This window comes from Corynebacterium sp. ACRPJ (genome assembly GCF_022347345.1).
In the GTDB taxonomy this organism is placed as follows: Bacteria; Actinomycetota; Actinomycetes; order Mycobacteriales; family Mycobacteriaceae; genus Corynebacterium; species Corynebacterium tuberculostearicum_D.
The window spans coordinates 77673-95841 of the sequence record NZ_JAKRNC010000010.1 but is presented as its reverse complement, the minus strand read 5'-3'; the positions used below and the strand labels follow the sequence as shown (position 1 = coordinate 95841).

General features: G+C 62.5%; 16 protein-coding genes. 1 reads left to right on the top strand and 15 read right to left on the bottom strand.

What is annotated here, in order from left to right; translation table 11 throughout:
- From MHY08_RS08280 to MHY08_RS08215, 14 genes are all read right to left on the bottom strand, one after another.
- Positions 1-1413: a ComEC/Rec2 family competence protein gene (locus MHY08_RS08280; RefSeq protein WP_239236239.1), complete on the bottom strand. Its 1413-nt coding sequence runs from the start codon at positions 1411-1413 to the stop codon at positions 1-3.
- A gap of 18 nt (positions 1414-1431) precedes the next feature.
- Positions 1432-2124, bottom strand: a complete 693-nt coding sequence (locus MHY08_RS08275; protein ID WP_239192389.1) for a helix-hairpin-helix domain-containing protein — start codon at positions 2122-2124, stop codon at positions 1432-1434.
- Between the two features lie 99 nt (positions 2125-2223).
- Entirely contained in the window at positions 2224-3099 is an 876-nt protein-coding gene (locus MHY08_RS08270; protein ID WP_204611185.1) for a DegV family protein, read from the bottom strand.
- Complete coding sequence (locus tag MHY08_RS08265; RefSeq protein ID WP_204611184.1) at positions 3099-3797, bottom strand: histidine phosphatase family protein; 699 nt, start codon at positions 3795-3797, stop codon at positions 3099-3101. The genes MHY08_RS08270 and MHY08_RS08265 overlap by 1 nt, the downstream gene beginning before the upstream one ends.
- A 6-nt stretch (positions 3798-3803) precedes the next feature.
- On the bottom strand, positions 3804-4247 hold the full coding sequence (gene rsfS / locus MHY08_RS08260) for a ribosome silencing factor (protein WP_179387589.1): 444 nt from the start codon (positions 4245-4247) through the stop codon (positions 3804-3806).
- A 146-nt stretch (positions 4248-4393) separates the two neighbouring features.
- Positions 4394-5011 (bottom strand): nicotinate-nucleotide adenylyltransferase, encoded by a 618-nt coding sequence (nadD, locus tag MHY08_RS08255; protein WP_204611183.1) that lies wholly within the window; start codon positions 5009-5011, stop codon positions 4394-4396.
- Positions 5012-5034: 23 nt separating this feature from the next.
- A complete protein-coding gene (locus MHY08_RS08250; protein ID WP_239230327.1) occupies positions 5035-6303 on the bottom strand; it encodes a glutamate-5-semialdehyde dehydrogenase in 1269 nt (422 codons plus the stop codon).
- Between the two features lie 97 nt (positions 6304-6400).
- On the bottom strand, positions 6401-7306 hold the full coding sequence (locus MHY08_RS08245; protein WP_239230325.1) for a D-isomer specific 2-hydroxyacid dehydrogenase family protein: 906 nt from the start codon (positions 7304-7306) through the stop codon (positions 6401-6403).
- Entirely contained in the window at positions 7306-8235 is a 930-nt protein-coding gene (locus MHY08_RS08240) for a D-isomer specific 2-hydroxyacid dehydrogenase family protein (protein ID WP_239230323.1), read from the bottom strand. The genes MHY08_RS08245 and MHY08_RS08240 overlap by 1 nt, the downstream gene beginning before the upstream one ends.
- A 33-nt stretch (positions 8236-8268) precedes the next feature.
- Positions 8269-9501: a glutamate 5-kinase gene (gene proB / locus MHY08_RS08235; RefSeq protein WP_239230321.1), complete on the bottom strand. Its 1233-nt coding sequence runs from the start codon at positions 9499-9501 to the stop codon at positions 8269-8271.
- 60 nt (positions 9502-9561) lie between these two features.
- Complete coding sequence (obgE, locus tag MHY08_RS08230; RefSeq protein WP_239236237.1) at positions 9562-11094, bottom strand: GTPase ObgE; 1533 nt, start codon at positions 11092-11094, stop codon at positions 9562-9564.
- A 237-nt stretch (positions 11095-11331) separates the two neighbouring features.
- Positions 11332-11610 (bottom strand): 50S ribosomal protein L27, encoded by a 279-nt coding sequence (rpmA, locus tag MHY08_RS08225; protein ID WP_005324079.1) that lies wholly within the window; start codon positions 11608-11610, stop codon positions 11332-11334.
- 42 nt (positions 11611-11652) lie between these two features.
- Complete coding sequence (rplU, locus tag MHY08_RS08220; protein WP_005324077.1) at positions 11653-11958, bottom strand: 50S ribosomal protein L21; 306 nt, start codon at positions 11956-11958, stop codon at positions 11653-11655.
- 226 nt (positions 11959-12184) lie between these two features.
- The gene (locus tag MHY08_RS08215) at positions 12185-16051 is read right to left on the bottom strand and encodes a translation initiation factor IF-2 N-terminal domain-containing protein (RefSeq protein ID WP_239236235.1); all 3867 of its coding nucleotides are present in this window, start codon (positions 16049-16051) and stop codon (positions 12185-12187) included.
- 203 nt (positions 16052-16254) lie between these two features.
- On the opposite strand from MHY08_RS08215, the gene MHY08_RS08210 reads away from it, so the two are divergent.
- On the top strand, positions 16255-17022 hold the full coding sequence (locus MHY08_RS08210) for a hypothetical protein (RefSeq protein ID WP_239230315.1): 768 nt from the start codon (positions 16255-16257) through the stop codon (positions 17020-17022).
- Here MHY08_RS08210 and arsB read toward each other — a convergent pair.
- A complete protein-coding gene (arsB, locus tag MHY08_RS08205) occupies positions 17019-18083 on the bottom strand; it encodes an ACR3 family arsenite efflux transporter (protein ID WP_239230313.1) in 1065 nt (354 codons plus the stop codon). The two genes, MHY08_RS08210 and arsB, sit on opposite strands and share 4 nt — an antisense overlap.
- Positions 18084-18169 lie beyond the last annotated feature (86 nt).

Here is an 18169-nt window from a genome sequence, read left to right as displayed (position 1 = left end):
CTAGCCTGCGGTCAGGCCGAGCCAGGCGATGCCCGCCAGCGTCAGCGCCAAGGTGAGCCACGGGCGGTGATAGAGGAGGCCGGCGATGATCCAGGCGTAGGCAAGCAGCGTAAAAAGCGGGTTGGCGGGGATGGTGACCACGGGCAGGTGTGCTACGCCGTGGGCGATGGTATTAATCCACCACGAAAACGGCTCAATGAGGCGCAGCAAGCCGGCGCCCAGCACATCGAGCGGGCCCAGCTGGGCAAAGATGGCGGCGATAAGCCCCACGATGGTAATCGGCACGGTGGCGGGCTCGACGAGGATATTGGCCAGCACGGAGACCACGGAGACCTCGCCGGACATGAGTGCCACCAGCGGGAGGGTGACGATATCGGCGGCGATGGCCACGGCAACCGCACGCAGGAAGATGGCGGGCCAGCCGGTCACGGCCAAGTGCTTATAGATGAGGGGGCTGAGCGCCACGATGCCGAGCGTCGCCGCGCAGGATAAGGCGAAGCCAAAGTGCACGGCGAGGTCGGAATCCACGAAGAGCAGCGCGATGATGCCGAGGCTTAAGGCATGGATGGGCTCCATGCGCGTGGAATTGAGCACGGCGAGCAGCCCCACTACCCCAGCGACGGCCGCGCGCTGAACGGAAGGTTCGAAGCCCACAAGCAGAACATAGGTGGCAAGGGCGCACAGGGAGGCGGCCACGCGGGCGCGGGGCCCGAGCGCGAAGGCGGCGCAGACCACGGCCGCGGCGGAGCAGACTATGGCCACATTGGCCCCAGATACAGCGCTCAAGTGTGAGAGCCCGGTGGCGATATACAGGTCGCGCTCGGCGGTATCTTGCAGCGCGGTATCGCCGAGCACCATGCCGGGAATCAGGCCTTGGCTGGAGGGCCCGACGGTATCGAGGACCAGCGCCCGGAAATTCTCGGCCACCTCGGCCGCCCAGCCGGCCAGGCCTTCGGGCTCGGCGGTTACCTGCACGTCGGTGGCATTGGCGCTGAGCTTTCCGACGCCCGCCCTATCCGACTCCCCTACCCTCACACTGATCGTAAGTTCGGCGCCAGCCGCCGCCGGGACCGGTTCCGGGCTAAAGACCGGCAGCTGGGTGGGGTATCCCGGAACCTTGAGCTTGAGCAGCCAGCCGCCCGTGCTGGTCTGCGTCGGTGCAGTGACAAGGCGCCCGGTGACTTCGCTGCCGAGGTCGAAGGCGGCGGCGCGAGCCTGGCGCACCGCGGCGACGAGCGCCGCACCCCCAGCGACCGCCCCGCAAAAGAGCGCTTGGCCCCATTGACGGGCAATGAGGCACAGCGCGACGATGACCGCGATGAGTGCGATGGCCCAACCGCGGCCGGCGAGCAGCACGGCGATGACGGCCAGCCAGGCGGTAGCCGCGCCGGGGACGAGCCGCAGTTCTCGCATCGCACGCTCAGGTACGGGCTAGAGCTGGACTTGGTCTTTAAGCTGTGCCAGCTTCGCCGGCCCGATGCCGGAGACCTCCAGGAGCTCTTCCACATCCTTGAAGCCGCCGTGCTCCTCGCGGTAGGCCACGATGGCCAGCGCGGTCACCTCGCCGACGCCCTTGAGTTCGGTGAGCTCCTCGGCGGTGGCGTTATTGAGGCTCACGCCGCTGCCGCTAGCGCTGCCGCCAGGGCTGCTGGAGTTGTCGCCGGCGGGGGCGGGTTCACCGGGTGCGGGAGGTGGAGCGGCGCCGGAGGGCAGAATGTGGAGCTGTTGGCCGTCGGAAAGCCGCTGCGCATGGTTGAGCGCCATGGTCTCGGCGCCTGGTAGCGGCTGGGCGGCGGCGAGGGCATCGGCGACGCGCGCACCGGGCTCGAGTGTCTTCAGGCCGGGCTCGGCAACTTCGCCGATGACCGAGACGATGATTTCGCTGGGTTCCTCGCTCGGGGCATCGCTTAATGCCGCGGGCTCGGGCATGCCGGAGGATTCTTCGGATCGCGCATTGATGCCGAGCCAGACCACTACGCCGATAACGAGAATGACCGCCACAGCGCAGGCCTGCCAGGGGCTGATGCGCAGTCGCGGGCGCGGGTAATCGATGGCGAGGAGTTCTTCCTCGCCGGTGGGTTGGGTAAATTCGCGGAGTCGTTCGCTGATCTTGGGTGCCGCCATGGCGCTGAGGCTAAGCGCGGGCGCACACCAGTGAAAGGTCGAGCGGAGGTGGGCTGTGGATAACTTGTTGTGGGCGTCAACGAACCCGGCGCGGTGGGCCTAGTTATCCACAGAACGGCGCGGCGAGAAGGCGCGGGGTCGACCACGTGTGTGAGGATGTGCTGGTTCGGCGGGAGGCTCGGAGCTAAACACAGCGGAGACGCCGATGGCGGAGGGGCCGGCGTGGACAGAGAGGACGTCGTTAAGCGGAGTGCAGATAAAGGACGAACCCTGCGGCAGCGCCGCTTCAAGGAGCGCCTCCAGCTTGGCAGCCGCGTCTTCGGCTTGGTTGTGCTGGATGGCAACGAAGGCCGGCTCGCCGTCCGCGCGGGAGGCGATGAGGTCCACCAGCTTGGTAAAAGCCTTGGTCTGGGTGCGGGTCTTGCCCACCAGCTCCAGCTTGCCCCGGGTAATCGACATAATCGGCTTGGTGGCCAACAGCGCCGTAGACAGCACGGCCGTGGCCGGGGAAAGGCGGCCAGAGCGGCGCAGGTCCTCCGTGGAATGCAGGTAGACCCAGGTAGCCGCGCGCTTGAGGGTATCGATGGCCGCGGCATAGCACTCGTCCAAGCTGGCGCCGCGGGAGGCGAGCTTGGCGGCGGACATGGCGGCCGCGCCCATGGCCATACCGGCCGAACCGGAGTCAATTACCCGCACCGTGTGCGGAAAGACGCCGGAGGCGGATACCGCGGCGGAATAGGTGGAAGATAGCTCTTTGGACAGGTGAATGGCCACCACGCCATCATCCTGGGCACGCTCCATTTCGCGGCCGTAGGCGGCGGCCAACTCCAGCGCGCTCAACCCCGAGGTGGAGCGCTCCAGGCCATCCTTGCCGTGGCTTTCCATAAGGTGCAGGTCAATGACGGTGATGGATAGCTGCTCCGCCAGCTCCGGCGGCAGGCCCGCGGAGGAGTCCGTAATGACGCGGACCGTCACTAGATATCCGCCCCGCCGTCCCCGGTGACCTCGCCGCCCATATTCCAGCCGTCGAAATACCACTGGGCGCTGCCCACATTATCTGGGGTGAACTCCAGGGAGGATAGCGGCGTTTCCGGGTTAAAGTCCGGGCGGGCGGTCAGCTGCGACCAATGGGTATTCTTCAGTCCGGAGAGGATGCCGTACTGCGCGTGGTCAAGGCCCAGCAGGTGGCAGGTCAGCGCCGAGATGGCACCCCCATGGGCCACGATGAGGACGGGGCCCTGATCCCAGCCGGCGAAGTCTGCCATGAGCTCATCGACGACGGGCCGGGCACGCTCGGCCACATCCACGCGGGATTCGCCCTCCGGCGGGGCCCAAGTGGGATCGTGGCGCCAGATGGCGCGCGCGCCTGGGAACTCTGCATCTACTTCGGCGGAGGTTCTGCCCTGCCACTGTCCTAGGTGTGTCTCGCGCAGGCGGGCATCCGTGGTGAAATCCATGCCGAGGGCCTCGGCGACCACGCGCGCGGTTTCGCGCGCGCGGATGAGGTCAGAGGCGACGATTTTAGACACGCCCTGATCCTGCAGCAGGCGCGCGGCGGCGCGGGCCTGCTCATAGCCTAGCTCGGACAGCTCAGTGTCCAGGTGGCCCTGCATACGGCCGGTGGCGTTATAGGCAGTTTGTCCGTGGCGGATCAGGATCAGGCGACGGCTCATGCGGGTTTAAAGCTCCTCGTCCTCACCAGGGACCTTATCGGCCAGCGGGAGCTCATCAATGGAATCGACCTCGCGCGGGTTGACGCCATTGGTCCATTCACCGGGGCGCTCTGGGGCCTCGATGCCCTCAATCTCCAGTGCTGGGCAATCGTGGTACAGGCGGTCCAAGCCGTAGAACTCGCGCTGGTCATTGCGCTGGACGTGGACGACGATATTGCCATAATCCAGCAGCACCCACCGGTTCTCGCGGTTGCCTTCGCGGCGCTGCGGCTCGAAGCCTTGCTTGGTCATTTCGTCTTCGACTTCATCCACGATGGAGCCGACCTGGCGCTCGTTATCTGCAGATGCGAGCACGAAGACCTCGGTAATAGCGAGGACATCGGAGACATCAATGGCCGCGATATTGGTGGCCAGCTTTTCTTGCGCGGCGTGTGCCGCGGTTTCTGCCATGCGGCGGGCGAGATCAGAAGTAGACAATGTGTAAAAATTCCCTTTTCGCGTCTGAGTATATTCGGTATGAACTATCTCTAGTGAGCATCTATTCTTGCACGTTTAGCAGGCCCGTGCCCAAAATCTGGGGAAGGCCGCGGAAGTTTCTATAGGGGCTTATCTGGGTTAGGCCCATAGAGATTGTTCTTGGTGATGTACTGCACCACCCCATCCGGAACGAGGTACCACACGGGTTGCCCCTGCCCGGCGCGTTCGCGGCACGCCGTGGAGGAAATGGCCATGGCGGGGATATCGATAAGATCGATAGCCTCCTGCGCATCGGCAGGTAGCATATCGGCGCTCAATTCATAGCCGGGGCGGGTCACGCCCACAAAGTGCGCCATCTCCAGCATCTCTTCCCAGTTATGCCAGCTCATGATGGAGGCCAGCGAATCGGCACCGGTAATGAAATAAAACTCCGCATCTGGGAAGAGTTCACGCAGGTCGCGCAGCGTATCGATTGTATAGGTGGGCCCCTCGCGGTCAATGTCTACGCGCGAGACGGTAAATCTCGGATTGGAGGCCGTGGCCACCATCGTCATCAAGTAGCGGTGCTCGGCCGCAGTGACGTCGCGGTGGGACTTTTGCCACGGCTGGCCGGTGGGAACAAAGATGACGGTATCGAGGGCAAAGCGGTGTGCGGCCTCACTGGCCGCTACCAAGTGGCCGTTGTGGATGGGATCAAAGGTGCCACCCATGATGCCGATGCGCTGTGGGCTAGTCATGGGTGGTGATTATAGCCGCACCACTAGGGGCGGGTCTGTCCGGTACCCTGCAGGATCCACTTAGAAGAGGTGAGCTCCGGCAGCGCCATCGGGCCGCGGGCGTGCAGCTTCTGGGTGGAAATGCCGATTTCGGCGCCCATGCCGTAGACCTCGCCATCGGTGAAAGCGGTAGAGGCGTTGAGCATGACCGCGGCGGCATCTACCTCGTTGCCGAACTTCACTAGGACGTCGGCATCCTGCGCGGCGATGGCCTCGGTGTGGCCAGTGGTGAACTCAGCGATGTGGGCAATGGCACCGTCGACGCCGTCGACCACCTTGGCGCAGATATCCATGGATAGCGACTCTTCGCGCCAGTCCTCATCGGTGGCCTGCACGGCATCCTTGACGCCGAAAGCCTCGAGCTCGGCGACGTCGCCGTGGATGGTCACGCCCGCCTCCTGCAGCGCGGTGATGATGCGGAGCTTGGCGGAGTCGTCCAAGGCGGCGTCGATAAGCACGCACTCCGTGGAGTTGCACACTGAGGTGCGGCGGGTCTTGCCGTTGATGACCATGTCGATGGCCTTGTTCAGGTCCGCAGAGGCGTCCACGTAAAAGTGGCAGTTGCCGGTGCCGGTCTCAATTGCTGGGACGGTGGCGCCGGTGACGACGGCCTCAATAAGCTTGGCGCCACCGCGCGGAATGACCAGGTCCACCAGGCCGCGAGCGGTGATGAGGTCCTGGACGGAGTCGTGGGTCTCGCACGGCAGAAGCTGCACGGCCTCGCGCGGGAGATCGAACTCGGCGAGGGTATCCTGCAAGATTTCTACCAGCTTGGCATTGGAGTTGCGGGCGGATTTGGAACCGCGCAGCAGCGGCACGTTGCCGGATTTGATGGCCAAGCCGAAGGCGTCCACGGTGACGTTCGGGCGGGCCTCATAAACCATGCCCATGACACCGAGCGGCACGCGCACCTGCTTCATGTGGATGCCGTTATCCATCGTGCGGCCCTGCAGGATCTCTCCTACCGGGTCCTGCAGGCCGGCTACCTGGCGCAGGCCCCCGGCAATGCCTTCGACGCGGGCGGCGTCAAGGGAGAGGCGGTCAATGAGGGACTCGGACATGCCGCGCTCGCGGCCGGTCTCGATGTCCTGCTTATTAGCGGCGAGGATACCTTCGGTGTGGGCGATAAGGTTTTCGGCTGCGCGCTGCAAGATTTCGTTCTTGCGCGGCGTGGACAGCTGCGCCACGACGGGCGCTACGTCCTTGGCAGCACGGGCTTTGGACAGAACTTCTTCGCGTTCAGTGTTGCTCATGTCATACCAGCCTAACGAAAGGCCACGCGCATTTCAGCGACCTCAGCCGCGGTGGGGTTGAGCTGGCCATCGTCAGCGCGGCTACCGGGGCTATCCATCAGTAGCCGGCTTCAGTATCTACTTCCGTAGGGATTGCCTCACCGGCGGCAAAGTGCTCCATGACCTTTGCTGCATGCGCACCGATGCGGCGCCGCACCGAATAAGGCGGATTGGCCAGGTGCGGGGTAATGACCACGTTGGGCATCTCCCATAGCGGGTGCCCATCGGGCAGCGGCTCGGGGTCGGTGACATCCAGGCCAGCGCCGGCGATGTGGCCGGCACGTAGGGCATTGACAAGCGCGTCGGTATCCACCAGCGGTCCACGGCCGACGTTGATAATCACAGCATGGCTGGGCATGGCGCGGAAAGCGGCGGCGTCGAATAGCTGGTGGGTCTGGTCCGTGAGCGGCGCAAGCGCCACAAAATAGTCGGCGGCCGGCCACACGCGCTCGATGTCGGCCGTGGCGAAGGTTTCATCGGCGCCCTCCACCGGATTGCCGGAGCGATTGACCGCAATGATGCGCGGGCCAAAGCCCTCTAGCATGCGGATAAGCCGCTTGCCGATGCCCCCGGCGCCCACCACCGCAACCGTCTTATCCTCAAAAAGGAAGCTGGTGTGCGCCTCCACCTCATCGCGATTATCCCAGCTAGTCCCCACGCGCTTATGCGCATGCAACTGGGCAAGCAGGAGTGCAATGGTGGATTCGGCCACGGTGGCGTCATATAGCCCTGCCGCGTTGGACCAGCGGGCGGAGGTATTTCGCATGACGTCGAGCAGGTGGTCCACACCAGCAAACGGGACTTGGACGAGGCCCACGCTTGGCGGCAGGGGCTGTGGGAAATCATCTGGACCGCCGTTGAAGATGAGCACCTCGGCCTCCTCCAGCGGGGCACGCTCGTGGCCGGCAGCATCGAGGGCCTGCAGGGTTTCCTCCCACGGGGTGGGTAGCATCGTGTACTTCATTAGTAGCCAGCCTCCGCATCGACGCGGGTGGGCATGGCCTCTCCCCTCTCCCACGCCGCGGCATTGGCGTTGAAGATAGCGCCCAGGTGGTACTGCGCCACCTGCGCGGAGGCGGCCATGTGCGGGGTCATGGTGCAATTGGGCAGGTCATAAAGCGGATGGCCATCGGGCAGCGGCTCGGGATCCATAACCTCCAAGCCGGCGCCGGCGATGTCGCCGCAGCGCAAGGCCTCCACAAGGTCATCAGTGACCACGGTGCTGCCGCGGCCGACGTTGATGAAGATGGAGGAGGGTTTCATGGCGCGGAAGGTGGCGGCATTGATAAGCCCCTCGGTGTCCTTGGTGGCCGGCAGGATGCAGAAAATGAAATCCGCCTCGCCCCACACGTGGTCGGCCTGCTCCATGGGCACGACCTCATCGGCGCCTTCCACCGCGCGGCCGGAACGATTGACTGCGGTAATGTGCACGCCAAAGGGCTTGAGGAGCTTGATGAGCTGCTTGCCGATGCCCCCAGCGCCAAAGATCGCTACCCTCTTCGGCCCTTGCTGGTCATAGAGCCAGGCCTGGGATTCATCCAGCTCCTTGGCCACCGACCAGGTAGCGGCTTGGGCGAAGGCCTTGTGGTGGTGCGCCTGGGAAAGGGCCAACCCGAGTGCGGACTCGGCCACAGGCTGGGCAAAGGCACCGGCGGAGTTGCACCATGGCACGCCGTCTGGGGTAATGACGCCTGCATCGATGAGCTGGTTGACGCCGGTATAACAATGCTGCACCCAGCCGATATTCGCCGGCATCTCCGGGATGCGGCGCGGGTTGGGCGCATTATTGATATAGACCTCGGCGTCCTCGATGCTGCTCACGCGTTGGTGCCCGGCAGCCTCGATGTCTTCTACCATCGGCTGCCAGGTTTCCGGTCCCATGAAATACTTCATGCCCCAACCATACGGGGAATCTCGGACTCGGGTTTAGATGCGGGAGGCGAAGTTGGACAGATAATCCGCGTGGACGACGGAACGGCGCTGCTCCTCGGGAAGCTCTTCCATCTTCTTGCCCTTGATGGCGTGGAGCTCCTCGGAGTCGAAGCGGACCTCGCCGCGGCCGATGACCTCACCGTTCGGGCCCAAGATGTCGATGATTTCGCCCTTGGTGAACTCGCCTTGCACATCGGTAATGCCGACGGCCAGCAAAGACGTTCCGCCCTTGGTCACGGCCTCCTTGGCGCCTTCATCGAGACGGACGGCTCCGCCGGTATCGGCGCAGTAGAGAGCCCAGAACTTCCAGGCGGACAGCTGGCGTTCCTCGCGGGTGTGGAAGACGGTGCCCACGGAGGCGTCGGCAAGCGCGGGACCAATATTGTCCGTGGAGGTCAGCAGCACTGGAATGCCGCCGCGGGTAGCCAGGCGGGCCGCGGAGACCTTGGTGGCCATGCCGCCGGTGCCGACCTTGCCGCCATCGCCAGCCACAACGCCCTTCAGATCCTTGCCGGTGCGCACCTCATCGATGAACTTGGCATCCGGCTCGGCCGGGTTCTTATCGTAAAGGCCATCCACGTCAGAGAAGAGGAAGAGCGCGTCAGCGCCCACCAGGTTGGCCACCAGCGCGGAAAGGCGGTCGTTATCGCCAAAGTGCATCTCGGACGTCGCCACCGCATCGTTCTCGTTCACGATCGGGATGGTGCGCAACTGGCGCAGGCGGTCGATGGTGCGCTGCGCATTGCGGGCACGGTCGCGGTGGCCGGTATCGGACGCGGTGAGGAGGACCTGGCCGATAGTGCGCTTATAACGCGCAAAGGACTGACCCCACACAGAGGCCAAGTGCACCTGGCCGACGGACGCGGAGGCCTGCTTGGTAGCCAAATCGGTGGGGCGCTGGTGCAGGCCGAGCGGGCCCATACCGGCGGCAACCGCACCGGAAGAGACAATAATGACATCGGAGCGGCCCATGCGCGCATGGACGGCATCGACGATGTGATCAATCTTTTCCTGGGAGACACGGAAGTTCTCATCCGTGAGAGAAGAGGAACCAATCTTTACCACGACGCGCTTAGCCTGAGCGATTTCGTGGCGGAGATCCGACTCAAACCCTGAAGCAGTGGGGTTTTCAACGCGAGGTTCCGGGAAAGGGGTATCAGCGGTAGGACCGGCAAAAGGTTCTACCGGAAGCGGAAGGATGGGTTCTTTCTGTTCATCAGAAGACATGCCAACCGAGTTTACAAAGCCCACCCTCCAGCACACCCCAAGAATAGGGGGATCTGGAAACTAGCCCTGCCACCTATCGCGGTTAGCGCCCTCGCGGGTGACCTCTTCATCATTGCCATAATCGTACTCATCAATAAGGCCACGGCGCGCCTGCGAGGCACGCTTGCGCTCGGCGGCGGAAACGCGGCCGGTGCCCTTCAGGCGGGCGTCCTCGCCACGGCTTGCCATCGTCGGATCACCGCCGGTCATCGGCTCCCACTCGAAGGTAATGCCGCCGATAGTCACCGGGCAGCCTTCCACAGCACCCTGCTCGCGCAGCTCATCCTCCACACCGGCCTTGGCCAAGCGGTCCGCCAAGAAGCCCACTGCCTCATCATTTTCAAAGTCAGTCTGAGTAATCCAGCGATCAATCTTCTTGCCCTCAACAATGAAGCCACCCTCGACCTCAGGATCGGCCTTCACGGTGAAATCAGCAAACGCGCCGGTATGTTTCTTATGGCCCTGCGCCTTGGGATGGATAACGGTGTGGTTCTTATCCTTCTTTGGCAACGGCTGGGCCTTACGGTGCTCAGTAACCATATCCATGAGCCGGAACTTCAGCGGATCCAGCCCCTTGCGAGCGACGGCCGAAATAATAAAGACAGGCCAGCCAAACTTCTCTTCCAGATCATCCTTGACAAATTCCGCCAGCTCTTCGGCCTCAGGCACATCTGCCTTATTCAAGATGATGACGCGGGGGCGCTCACGCAGATCCCCCAAACCAGTATCTTCCTGCAAAGCCTCCTGGTACTTAGCCAACTCATTTTCCATCGCCTCAATATCAGAGACCGGATCACGGCCGGGCTCAATAGTGGCGGTATCCACCACATGGGCCAGCACCGCCGTGCGTTCAATATGGCGCAAAAAGTCTAGACCGAGCCCCTTGCCATCGGCCGCGCCTGGGATAAGCCCCGGCACGTCCGCGATAGTAAAGGAGCTATCTCCCATATCCACCACGCCAAGGTTCGGCTGCAGCGTAGTAAAGGGATAATCACCGATCTTTGGCTTTGCAGCCGACAAGACCGAGATGAGCGAGGACTTGCCTGCCGATGGAAAGCCCACCAGCCCTACATCCGCCATGGATTTCAGCTCGAGGATCAGATCATGGGCCTGGCCCGGCTCACCTTGTAGAGCAAACCCCGGTGCCTTGCGGTTCTTTGAGGCCAATGCGGCATTGCCCAAACCGCCAAACCCGCCTTCCGCGGCAACGAACCGAGTGCCCGGGATGGTGAGATCCGCAAGGGTCTCCCCTTTTTCCGTGCGCACCACAGTGCCGGCGGGAACCTCGAGAATCAAATCCTCTCCGCGGGCGCCGTTGCGCATATCACCGGCACCATTGCCGCCGCGCTGGGCCTTAATGTGCGGTCGGTAGTGAAAATCCATCAGGGTATGGATCTGCTCGGAGACCTCGAGGACAATATCGCCGCCGTGGCCGCCATTGCCGCCATCTGGGCCGCCTAAGGGCTTAAACTTCTCGCGGTGGACAGACACACAGCCGTGTCCACCGTCGCCTGCTTGCAGGTGCAGGACGACGCGGTCAATAAAACGTGCCATGGTCAAACCCTCCGTTTGTTAAATCTTTGTCCCCGCCAGTGTAATGCGTGTCTTGGGCTGGACTCCAACCGCAGCTGACAGAGACGGCCTACCTCGTGGGCCATCCCATCGGTTGTGTACGCTAGCGTGGTGTATCTATTACCCGGGTGGAGCCTCGTTTCGGTATCCACAAAACCAGAAAATCCTCGAGCCGCCCTCACTGGAGCAGACTCGAGGATTAACCTCATCGGCCTGAAGTTAGGCAGTCGCTTCTGCAGCAACCTCTTCAGCCGGAACGATGTTGACCATACGACGGCCACGCTTGATACCGAACTCAACGGAGCCAGCTGCAAGCGCGAACAGGGTATCGTCGCCGCCGCGGCCTACGTTCTCACCTGGGTGGAACTTGGTACCGCGCTGACGCACGATGATCTCGCCGGCATTAACCTGCTGACCACCGAAGCGCTTGACACCGAGACGCTTGGACTCGGAATCGCGACCGTTGCTGGAGCTGGAAGCACCCTTCTTGTGTGCCATGTGGTTTTCCCTCCTTTAGGGATAATTACAGCCGGTTAAGGCTTACTTGATACCGGTGATCTTCAAGGTGGTCACAGGCTGGCGGTGGCCCTGACGCTTCTTGTAACCAGTCTTGTTCTTGTACTTCAGGATATCGACCTTAGGGCCCTTACCCTGCTCTACGATTTCTGCGGAGACAGAAACCTTCTCCAAGTCGGAAGCCTTGGACTTAACATCGGCGCCATCGACGAGCAGAACCGGGGTGAGAGCTACGGCAGAGCCTGGCTCACCCTCGATCTTCTCGACCTTGACGAGGTCACCTTCAGCAACCTTGTACTGCTTGCCGCCGGTCTTGACGATCGCGTACATAGAGGGTTACCCCTTATCTAAACTCGCTCGGAAGCAACCGGGGAGGCCGCGTTCCGAATGGACACTTACACATTGCGTTTAGTTCCCGCGCGAACATGCCCGCACAGCTCACTAAGTGAGTGTCGGACTGATCCAGCGCCGTGAGTACTAAACAGCGACTGTCAAAGACTACCCCGTAGCGGGCACAAAATACAAACCACGCTTTTTGTGCCCGCGTGGCGTAGCCCTAAGACGTGCTTCGCCGTGCTACGCGGCGTCGGCCGCGCCCAGACTTAGCGCGCGACATTTCCTTGTGCGCACCGCTCGCGGAAGACTGCTTCTGGGCCGGATTATCCTGCACCTTTGGGGCCTTGGCGCTTGCCGACGTCCCCTTCTTGCGCACCGCCCTCTTCTTTCCGCGGCGCAGCACCTTGGTATCGCCCGTGGTCGCCCGCTGGCCAGCATCGGAACGATCCGGCGAGCCGCCCTGCTGCGTCGAACGGCCTTGGGCGGTCTTCGCTGCCTTCGGATTCTCTGCTACCGCCTTTTTAGGAGCGGCCTGGCGCACGGCACGGCGACGCCCACGGCCCTTGCCACCGGCGCGCCCCGCACGCGCGGTGCCAGCGGCCTTTTCATGGCGCTGCTCGGCGGACCCGCCCGCCTGCTTGTGCTCGTGCTCCTGCGCCTTTTCCTTGACCTCGTGCGGCACGCGCGAGGTGGTCCGACGCTTGGCCTGCTGGGTGCGCACCGCACGACGGCGGCCACGCCCGCGAGCCTTGCGCTCTTCGCGCGAGCTCTTCTCTCCGCGCTGGGCTTCAGCCCCGCTAGCGTTACCGCCGGTGTCGGCGGAGTCCTGCTCACCAGAGACCGCGAAATCCTGCGGCTGCGGGCGCCGATCGGAGCGCGAATTTCCGCGGGTGCGGCGCTTGCGGCGTGGGGAAGCCTCAAACTCAGCTACTGCCTCGTCATAGGTCTTTTCAGTTGCCGTCTCCGTAGCCGTTGCCTTCTCGGTAATCTTCTGCTCGCCGCCCGCAGCCGTACGCGTGGCCTTAGACCGGCGCGTCGCCCGGCGCGGCTTCTTGCCACGCTTGGAGCCCGCCCCGGCACCTGGGTGTACCTGCGCAATAGCACCCGAGTCAGCGTCCGTATCCGCATCGGGGACGTAGGAATTAAATTCCTGCGCCTCGTCACTCTCAGCAGCATTATCCGCCGCGGCGTACGCGATGGCCTCGATATCGGATACCTCAGTCTGGGTGTGCTTGCGCGCGCGGCGGCGACCGCGTCCACGTCCGCGCTCCTTGTTGCGGTCATGCTCCCCGCTGTCCTCTTCCGATCCAGCGTGCGACTGAGCCGGACCACGCTCATCCACAACGACGTTTGCTACCAGGTCTTCCAACGACGTCTTCGCAGATTCTCGCGCGGCCTCTTCGCTCTCGGTACCGTAGACCGGCGCCTGGGTTTTCTTAAAGCGCTTAGGCTTGGAGGAGCTCTCGGGGGCGTCGTCAAGCTCGTGCTTATGCATCGCCACCGCAGTCGGGTGCTGCTGCGGATCGTGGTGCTGCTTCTTGTGTGCCTTGGACTTGCGGCCAGAATGCTTGGAGCGCTGATCGTCCTCGGCCTCGTCCACCGGATACTGGTGAATGATGATGCCACGGCCGTTGCAGCACTCGCACTCGGTAGAGAAGGTCTCCACCAAGCCGGTGCCCAGGCGCTTACGGGTCATCTGCACCAAGCCCAGCGAGGTAACCTCGGATACTTGGTGGCGGGTGCGATCGCGGCCCAAGGCTTCCTTCAGGCGGCGCAGCACCAGATCCTGGTTTTCTGGCAGGACCATATCGATAAAGTCCACGACGATCATGCCGCCGAGATCGCGCAGGCGCATCTGGCGCACGATTTCTTCGGCCGCCTCGAGGTTATTGCGGGTAACGGTTTCTTCCAGATTGCCGCCGGAACCGGTGAACTTGCCGGTATTGACATCGATGACGGTCATGGCCTCGGTGCGGTCGATGACCAACGTGCCGCCGGAAGGCAACCATACCTTGCGCGAGAGCGCCTTATGCAGCTGCTCATCAATGCGGTAAGCCTCGAAGGCATCCTGCCCGCCGTGGTCCTTGGCGCGGTAGCGCACCACACGGTCCGCAAGGTCCGGCGCCATGGAATCTACATAGGCGCGGACGGTATTGAAGGAACGCTTGCCATCGACGATGAGCTCGGTGAAGTCCTCGTTGAAGAGATCGCGCACCACCTTGATGAGCATATTGGGCTCTTCATACATGGTCACCGGCTTAGCGCCCTTGGAGGACTTTTCCTTCTTAGCGTGTGCCACGATGTCCTCCCACCGGCTGTGCAGGCGGTTGACGTCGGTGGCGATTGCCTCTTCTGGGACGTTTTCGGCGGCGGTGCGGATAATCGCGCCGCCATCGCCTGGAACCACGCGGCCGAGGATATCCTTTAAGCGCTTGCGCTCCGGAGCGGGCAGCTTGCGGGAAATGCCGGCGCTGCGCCCACCTGGTACGTAGACCAGGTAGCGACCAGCAAGGGAAATCTGGGTGGTAAGCCGCGCGCCCTTGTGACCGATGGGATCCTTGGCCACCTGCACCAGCACCTGGTCACCAGACTTCAGGGCGTTTTCTACCTTGCGGGCGCGCCCGTGCAGCTTGGTCTTGCGCCAGTCGATTTCACCGGCGTAGAGCACGCCGTTTCGGCCCTGTCCAATGTCCACGAAAGTCGCCTCCATGGACGGCAGCACGTTTTGGACGCGGCCCAAGTAGATATTGCCAATGAGCGAGGCCTGGGATTCGGTGGTCACGAAGTGCTCGACCAACAGGTCATCCTCTAACACGCCCACCTGGGTGATAATGCCGGCGCCGTCCTCGCGCTCCTTATCGCGCACCACCATGGTGCGCTCCACAGCTTCGCGGCGGGCAAGGAACTCCGCTTGGGAGACGATGTGCTGGCGGGTGCGGCCCTTTTCGCGCAGCTCGGCACGGCGGCGCTTCTGAGCCTCGATGCGCGTGGAGCCGCGGATGGCTTTCGGCTCTTCAATGTGCTCGGGCTCGTCTGCCTGCTCTTCACGCTTCGCACCGGCGCCGCGTCCGCGGGATGCGCCGCGGCGCCCGCGGCGGCGGCCCTCAGGCTTTCCGGAACCGCGGTCGGAGCCGGAGTGCTCGCGGCTTTCTGCGGCGGAGTCTGCAGCATCCTCGTTGTCGTCGCTTGCGGAGTCGTCGGCTGAGGAGTCCTCCTCCGCTGCATCTAGAGCCGGTGCGAATGCCGCAGCCTCGTCCAGCTGCGGGGCCATGAAGATGGGCGCAAAGTCATAGTGCCCGGAGTCTTCCTCGGATTCGGCCCGTGGGACGATGTGCGGCGCGTAGTAGTCATCCTCGAAGTCCTCGCCGGCTTCTGCCAGCGCCTCGTGCAGCTTTGCCGCATCAACCGTTCCGGTATCAAAGCCGCTCGCAGATGCTTTTTCGGCCTCCTCCGTGGCTTCTGCTGCTTCGGGTACTTCTGCTTCAGCGTGCTCGGAGTCCTCGGTGGCTGCGCCAGTTTCGGCCGCAGCCTGAGCAAGCGATGCCTCTACCTTGTCTTCGATCTGGGAGATTTCATTATCCACGTTCTTGCGCACGCGGTGGCGCAGGGGTTCTTCGTCTTCCGTGGACTGCCCCCCTTCCTCTGACTCGGCGGTATCTGCCGGCTCTTCGGGCGCTGGTGCGGCGGACTTACGGGTGGCCTTGCGGGCGCGCTTGGCGCGCTTCTTCGCTGGCTTCTTTTCCGGTTTCTCGTCCGGGTTTTCTTCCGGTTGCGCAGCAGGCTTGTCCTCGGGATCTTCAGCCGACGCTTCAGTGGTATCGCCCGCGGGGGCGTCGGCAACCGCAGCGGCATTCGCCACAGCATCGAGCACCTGGCCTGCTTCCTCGCGGGAAAGGGAGCTTTGCGCGCTCTTTTTCAAGCCCATGTCTTTAAGCTGTGCCACCAACTCGCGCGAGGAAAGCCCCAGCTGCTTGGCTAGGGAATACACGCGGGTCTTGTCCTTGAGTTGGCTGCGCTCCAGGTTCTGGGCCAAAAGCGCCGCTGCCTTGAGGCTTTCAGTTGTTTCTTGAGAGTTCTGTGCCACCATGTTCGGGCTTACTCCTGTATATCGTCTCTATGGGGCGCGGCCTCGGGCGCAGGCACGGCCGAAGACCGTACCGCCGCCGCACGAGGCATAGTGCGCGCTAAAAAAGTTTGTGGGATATGAAGTTATGCCGCGTCTCGTACGCGCTATCCCCCATTGTGTCACAGAACCGCGGGCAAGCTGGCAGGCGGTGTTATGTTGGCGGGGTGGCAGAACTAGCACGAATCCCCGCGCGCGAACTCGCGCAGTACCGACAGCGCAATGAAGTCCCGGTGCGCTCCGCACTTTACTTTGGCGTACCGGCCGGCTTTGCCATTGGCTTCGCCAACACAGGCGTGGACTATATGTTGATGGGAGCCGGTGTTTTTGCCGTCTTTGCGGTGCTGGGGTTGGTGCACCTCATCCGCAATTACCCGCGCGGCATCAACGCTGCGCAAGAGGAATTCCGCGATGGCGACTATCCCACGATTGCTTATATCGCACCGTTTATCCCGATCGCTGCGCCATTGGTCATGGCGCCACTGAGCGCAGCCGGCCTGCTCCCAGAGGTAGAGCTGGCCCCGCCCGTTGCCGGGATGCTGTCCGGCGCGTGGTGGGCCTTTGGCTTGCCGTTGGGCATCTGGAGCATGTTTTCCCAGTCCTTCCGGATCGGCCGGCGCCGCATTAACAAGATCCTGGAAAAAGACCCGCTCGACGGGGTTACGGAGGCTCGCTTGGAGCTTGCCGACGCCCACTCGGACATCCTCACCGCCCTCGTCGCCGCCGGCGCGGTGCAGGGAAACACGATTAATTCCACTGCCCTCTCGAAGTTCATGAAGGTAGACCTCGACCCACTATCCGAGCACCTCGATGCTTTGGCAAAGGCGGACCTGGTGAAGCTAAGCCGCATGGGCCTGCGCACCGCGCCCGCAAAGTGGACCATCACCATCACGCCGACTGGGGTTCGCTGCCTATATCAGGTGGGCCGGCGTTAACTTGGCAAGCTTTTGTCTCCTGAGAAGAGCTTCGGGCCTATCCAGAGCATTATATAAACGAGGCCCACGAGCACTGGGATTTCAATCAGTGGCCCGATGGTGCCGGCGAGGGCCTGTGCTGACGCGGCGCCAAAGGTGCCGATGGAAACTGCAATGGCTAGCTCGAAGTTATTTCCGGCTGCGGTAAAAGCCACGGAAGCAGACTGTGCGTAGTTCATTCCCCCGGCTTTTGCTACGCCCAAGGCAAGGAAAAACATTCCAACGAAGTAAATAACCAGTGGAATCGCCACTCTAACCACCGCAGTAGGCTGCGCTACCAACTGTTCTCCCTGCAGGGAGAACAGCAACACAATGGTATAGAGCAAGCCGATCATCGCCAAGGGAGAAACTACCGGAAGGAAGCGGTTTTCAAACCATTCGCGGCCTTTGACTTTCTCACCCCAGACCCGTGAGAGCACTCCAAGCAGCAGGGGGACTCCCAAAAATACGAGAACCGCGGTGACGATAGACCAGAAAGAGAAATCAGCAGAGGTGGTATCTAGCCCCAACCACCCTGGCAAAATCTGCAAATAGAACCATCCCAGCACACCGAACATGGCTACCTGGAATACAGAGTTTATGGCGACAAGAACGGCGGTGGCCTCCCGATCGGCGCAGGAGAGATCGGACCATACTAGGACCATTGCGATACAACGGGCTAGCCCAACGATAATCAGGCCGGTTCGCAGCTCTGGCTGATCGGCAAGAAATATCCACGCCAGGGTGAACATCACTGCAGGCCCCACCAACCAGTTCAACACAATCGATACCACCATCAACCGGCCATCGGCAGCAATATCTCGGGTCTTTTCATAGCGGACTTTAGCCAGGGGCGGATACATCATAACTAGCAGGCCCAGCGCGATTGGAAGAGAAATACCGCCAACCTCTAGAGCAGACAGTGCTTCTCCAATGCCTGGCAGGAAGTGGCCTATCAATAGCCCCACAGCCATGGCCATGATGATCCAAACGGGAAGGAATCTATCGAGAAATGACAACTTTGGGCGTTGCGTAACGGCCATGGCTCTCCTTGTGCGACGAGTAATTCAACTTTCGAGCAGTACTTTAGTCACCCATATTGATACTCGTCAATATAACGGAGTGGGAG

Coding starts and splice junctions, on each gene's coding strand:
- MHY08_RS08280 (WP_239236239.1), bottom strand. CDS start 1,413: ATGCGAGAACTGCGGCTCGTCCCCGGCGCGGCTACCGCCTGGCTGGCC.
- MHY08_RS08275 (WP_239192389.1), bottom strand. CDS start 2,124: ATGGCGGCACCCAAGATCAGCGAACGACTCCGCGAATTTACCCAACCC.
- MHY08_RS08265 (WP_204611184.1), bottom strand. CDS start 3,797: ATGAGCCGTCGCCTGATCCTGATCCGCCACGGACAAACTGCCTATAAC.
- rsfS (WP_179387589.1), bottom strand. CDS start 4,247: ATGGCAGAAACCGCGGCACACGCCGCGCAAGAAAAGCTGGCCACCAAT.
- nadD (WP_204611183.1), bottom strand. CDS start 5,011: ATGACTAGCCCACAGCGCATCGGCATCATGGGTGGCACCTTTGATCCC.
- MHY08_RS08250 (WP_239230327.1), bottom strand. CDS start 6,303: ATGAGCAACACTGAACGCGAAGAAGTTCTGTCCAAAGCCCGTGCTGCC.
- MHY08_RS08245 (WP_239230325.1), bottom strand. CDS start 7,306: ATGAAGTACACGATGCTACCCACCCCGTGGGAGGAAACCCTGCAGGCC.
- MHY08_RS08240 (WP_239230323.1), bottom strand. CDS start 8,235: ATGAAGTATTTCATGGGACCGGAAACCTGGCAGCCGATGGTAGAAGAC.
- proB (WP_239230321.1), bottom strand. CDS start 9,501: ATGTCTTCTGATGAACAGAAAGAACCCATCCTTCCGCTTCCGGTAGAA.
- obgE (WP_239236237.1), bottom strand. CDS start 11,094: ATGGCACGTTTTATTGACCGCGTCGTCCTGCACCTGCAAGCAGGCGAC.
- rpmA (WP_005324079.1), bottom strand. CDS start 11,610: ATGGCACACAAGAAGGGTGCTTCCAGCTCCAGCAACGGTCGCGATTCC.
- rplU (WP_005324077.1), bottom strand. CDS start 11,958: ATGTACGCGATCGTCAAGACCGGCGGCAAGCAGTACAAGGTTGCTGAA.
- MHY08_RS08215 (WP_239236235.1), bottom strand. CDS start 16,051: ATGGTGGCACAGAACTCTCAAGAAACAACTGAAAGCCTCAAGGCAGCG.
- arsB (WP_239230313.1), bottom strand. CDS start 18,083: ATGGCCGTTACGCAACGCCCAAAGTTGTCATTTCTCGATAGATTCCTT.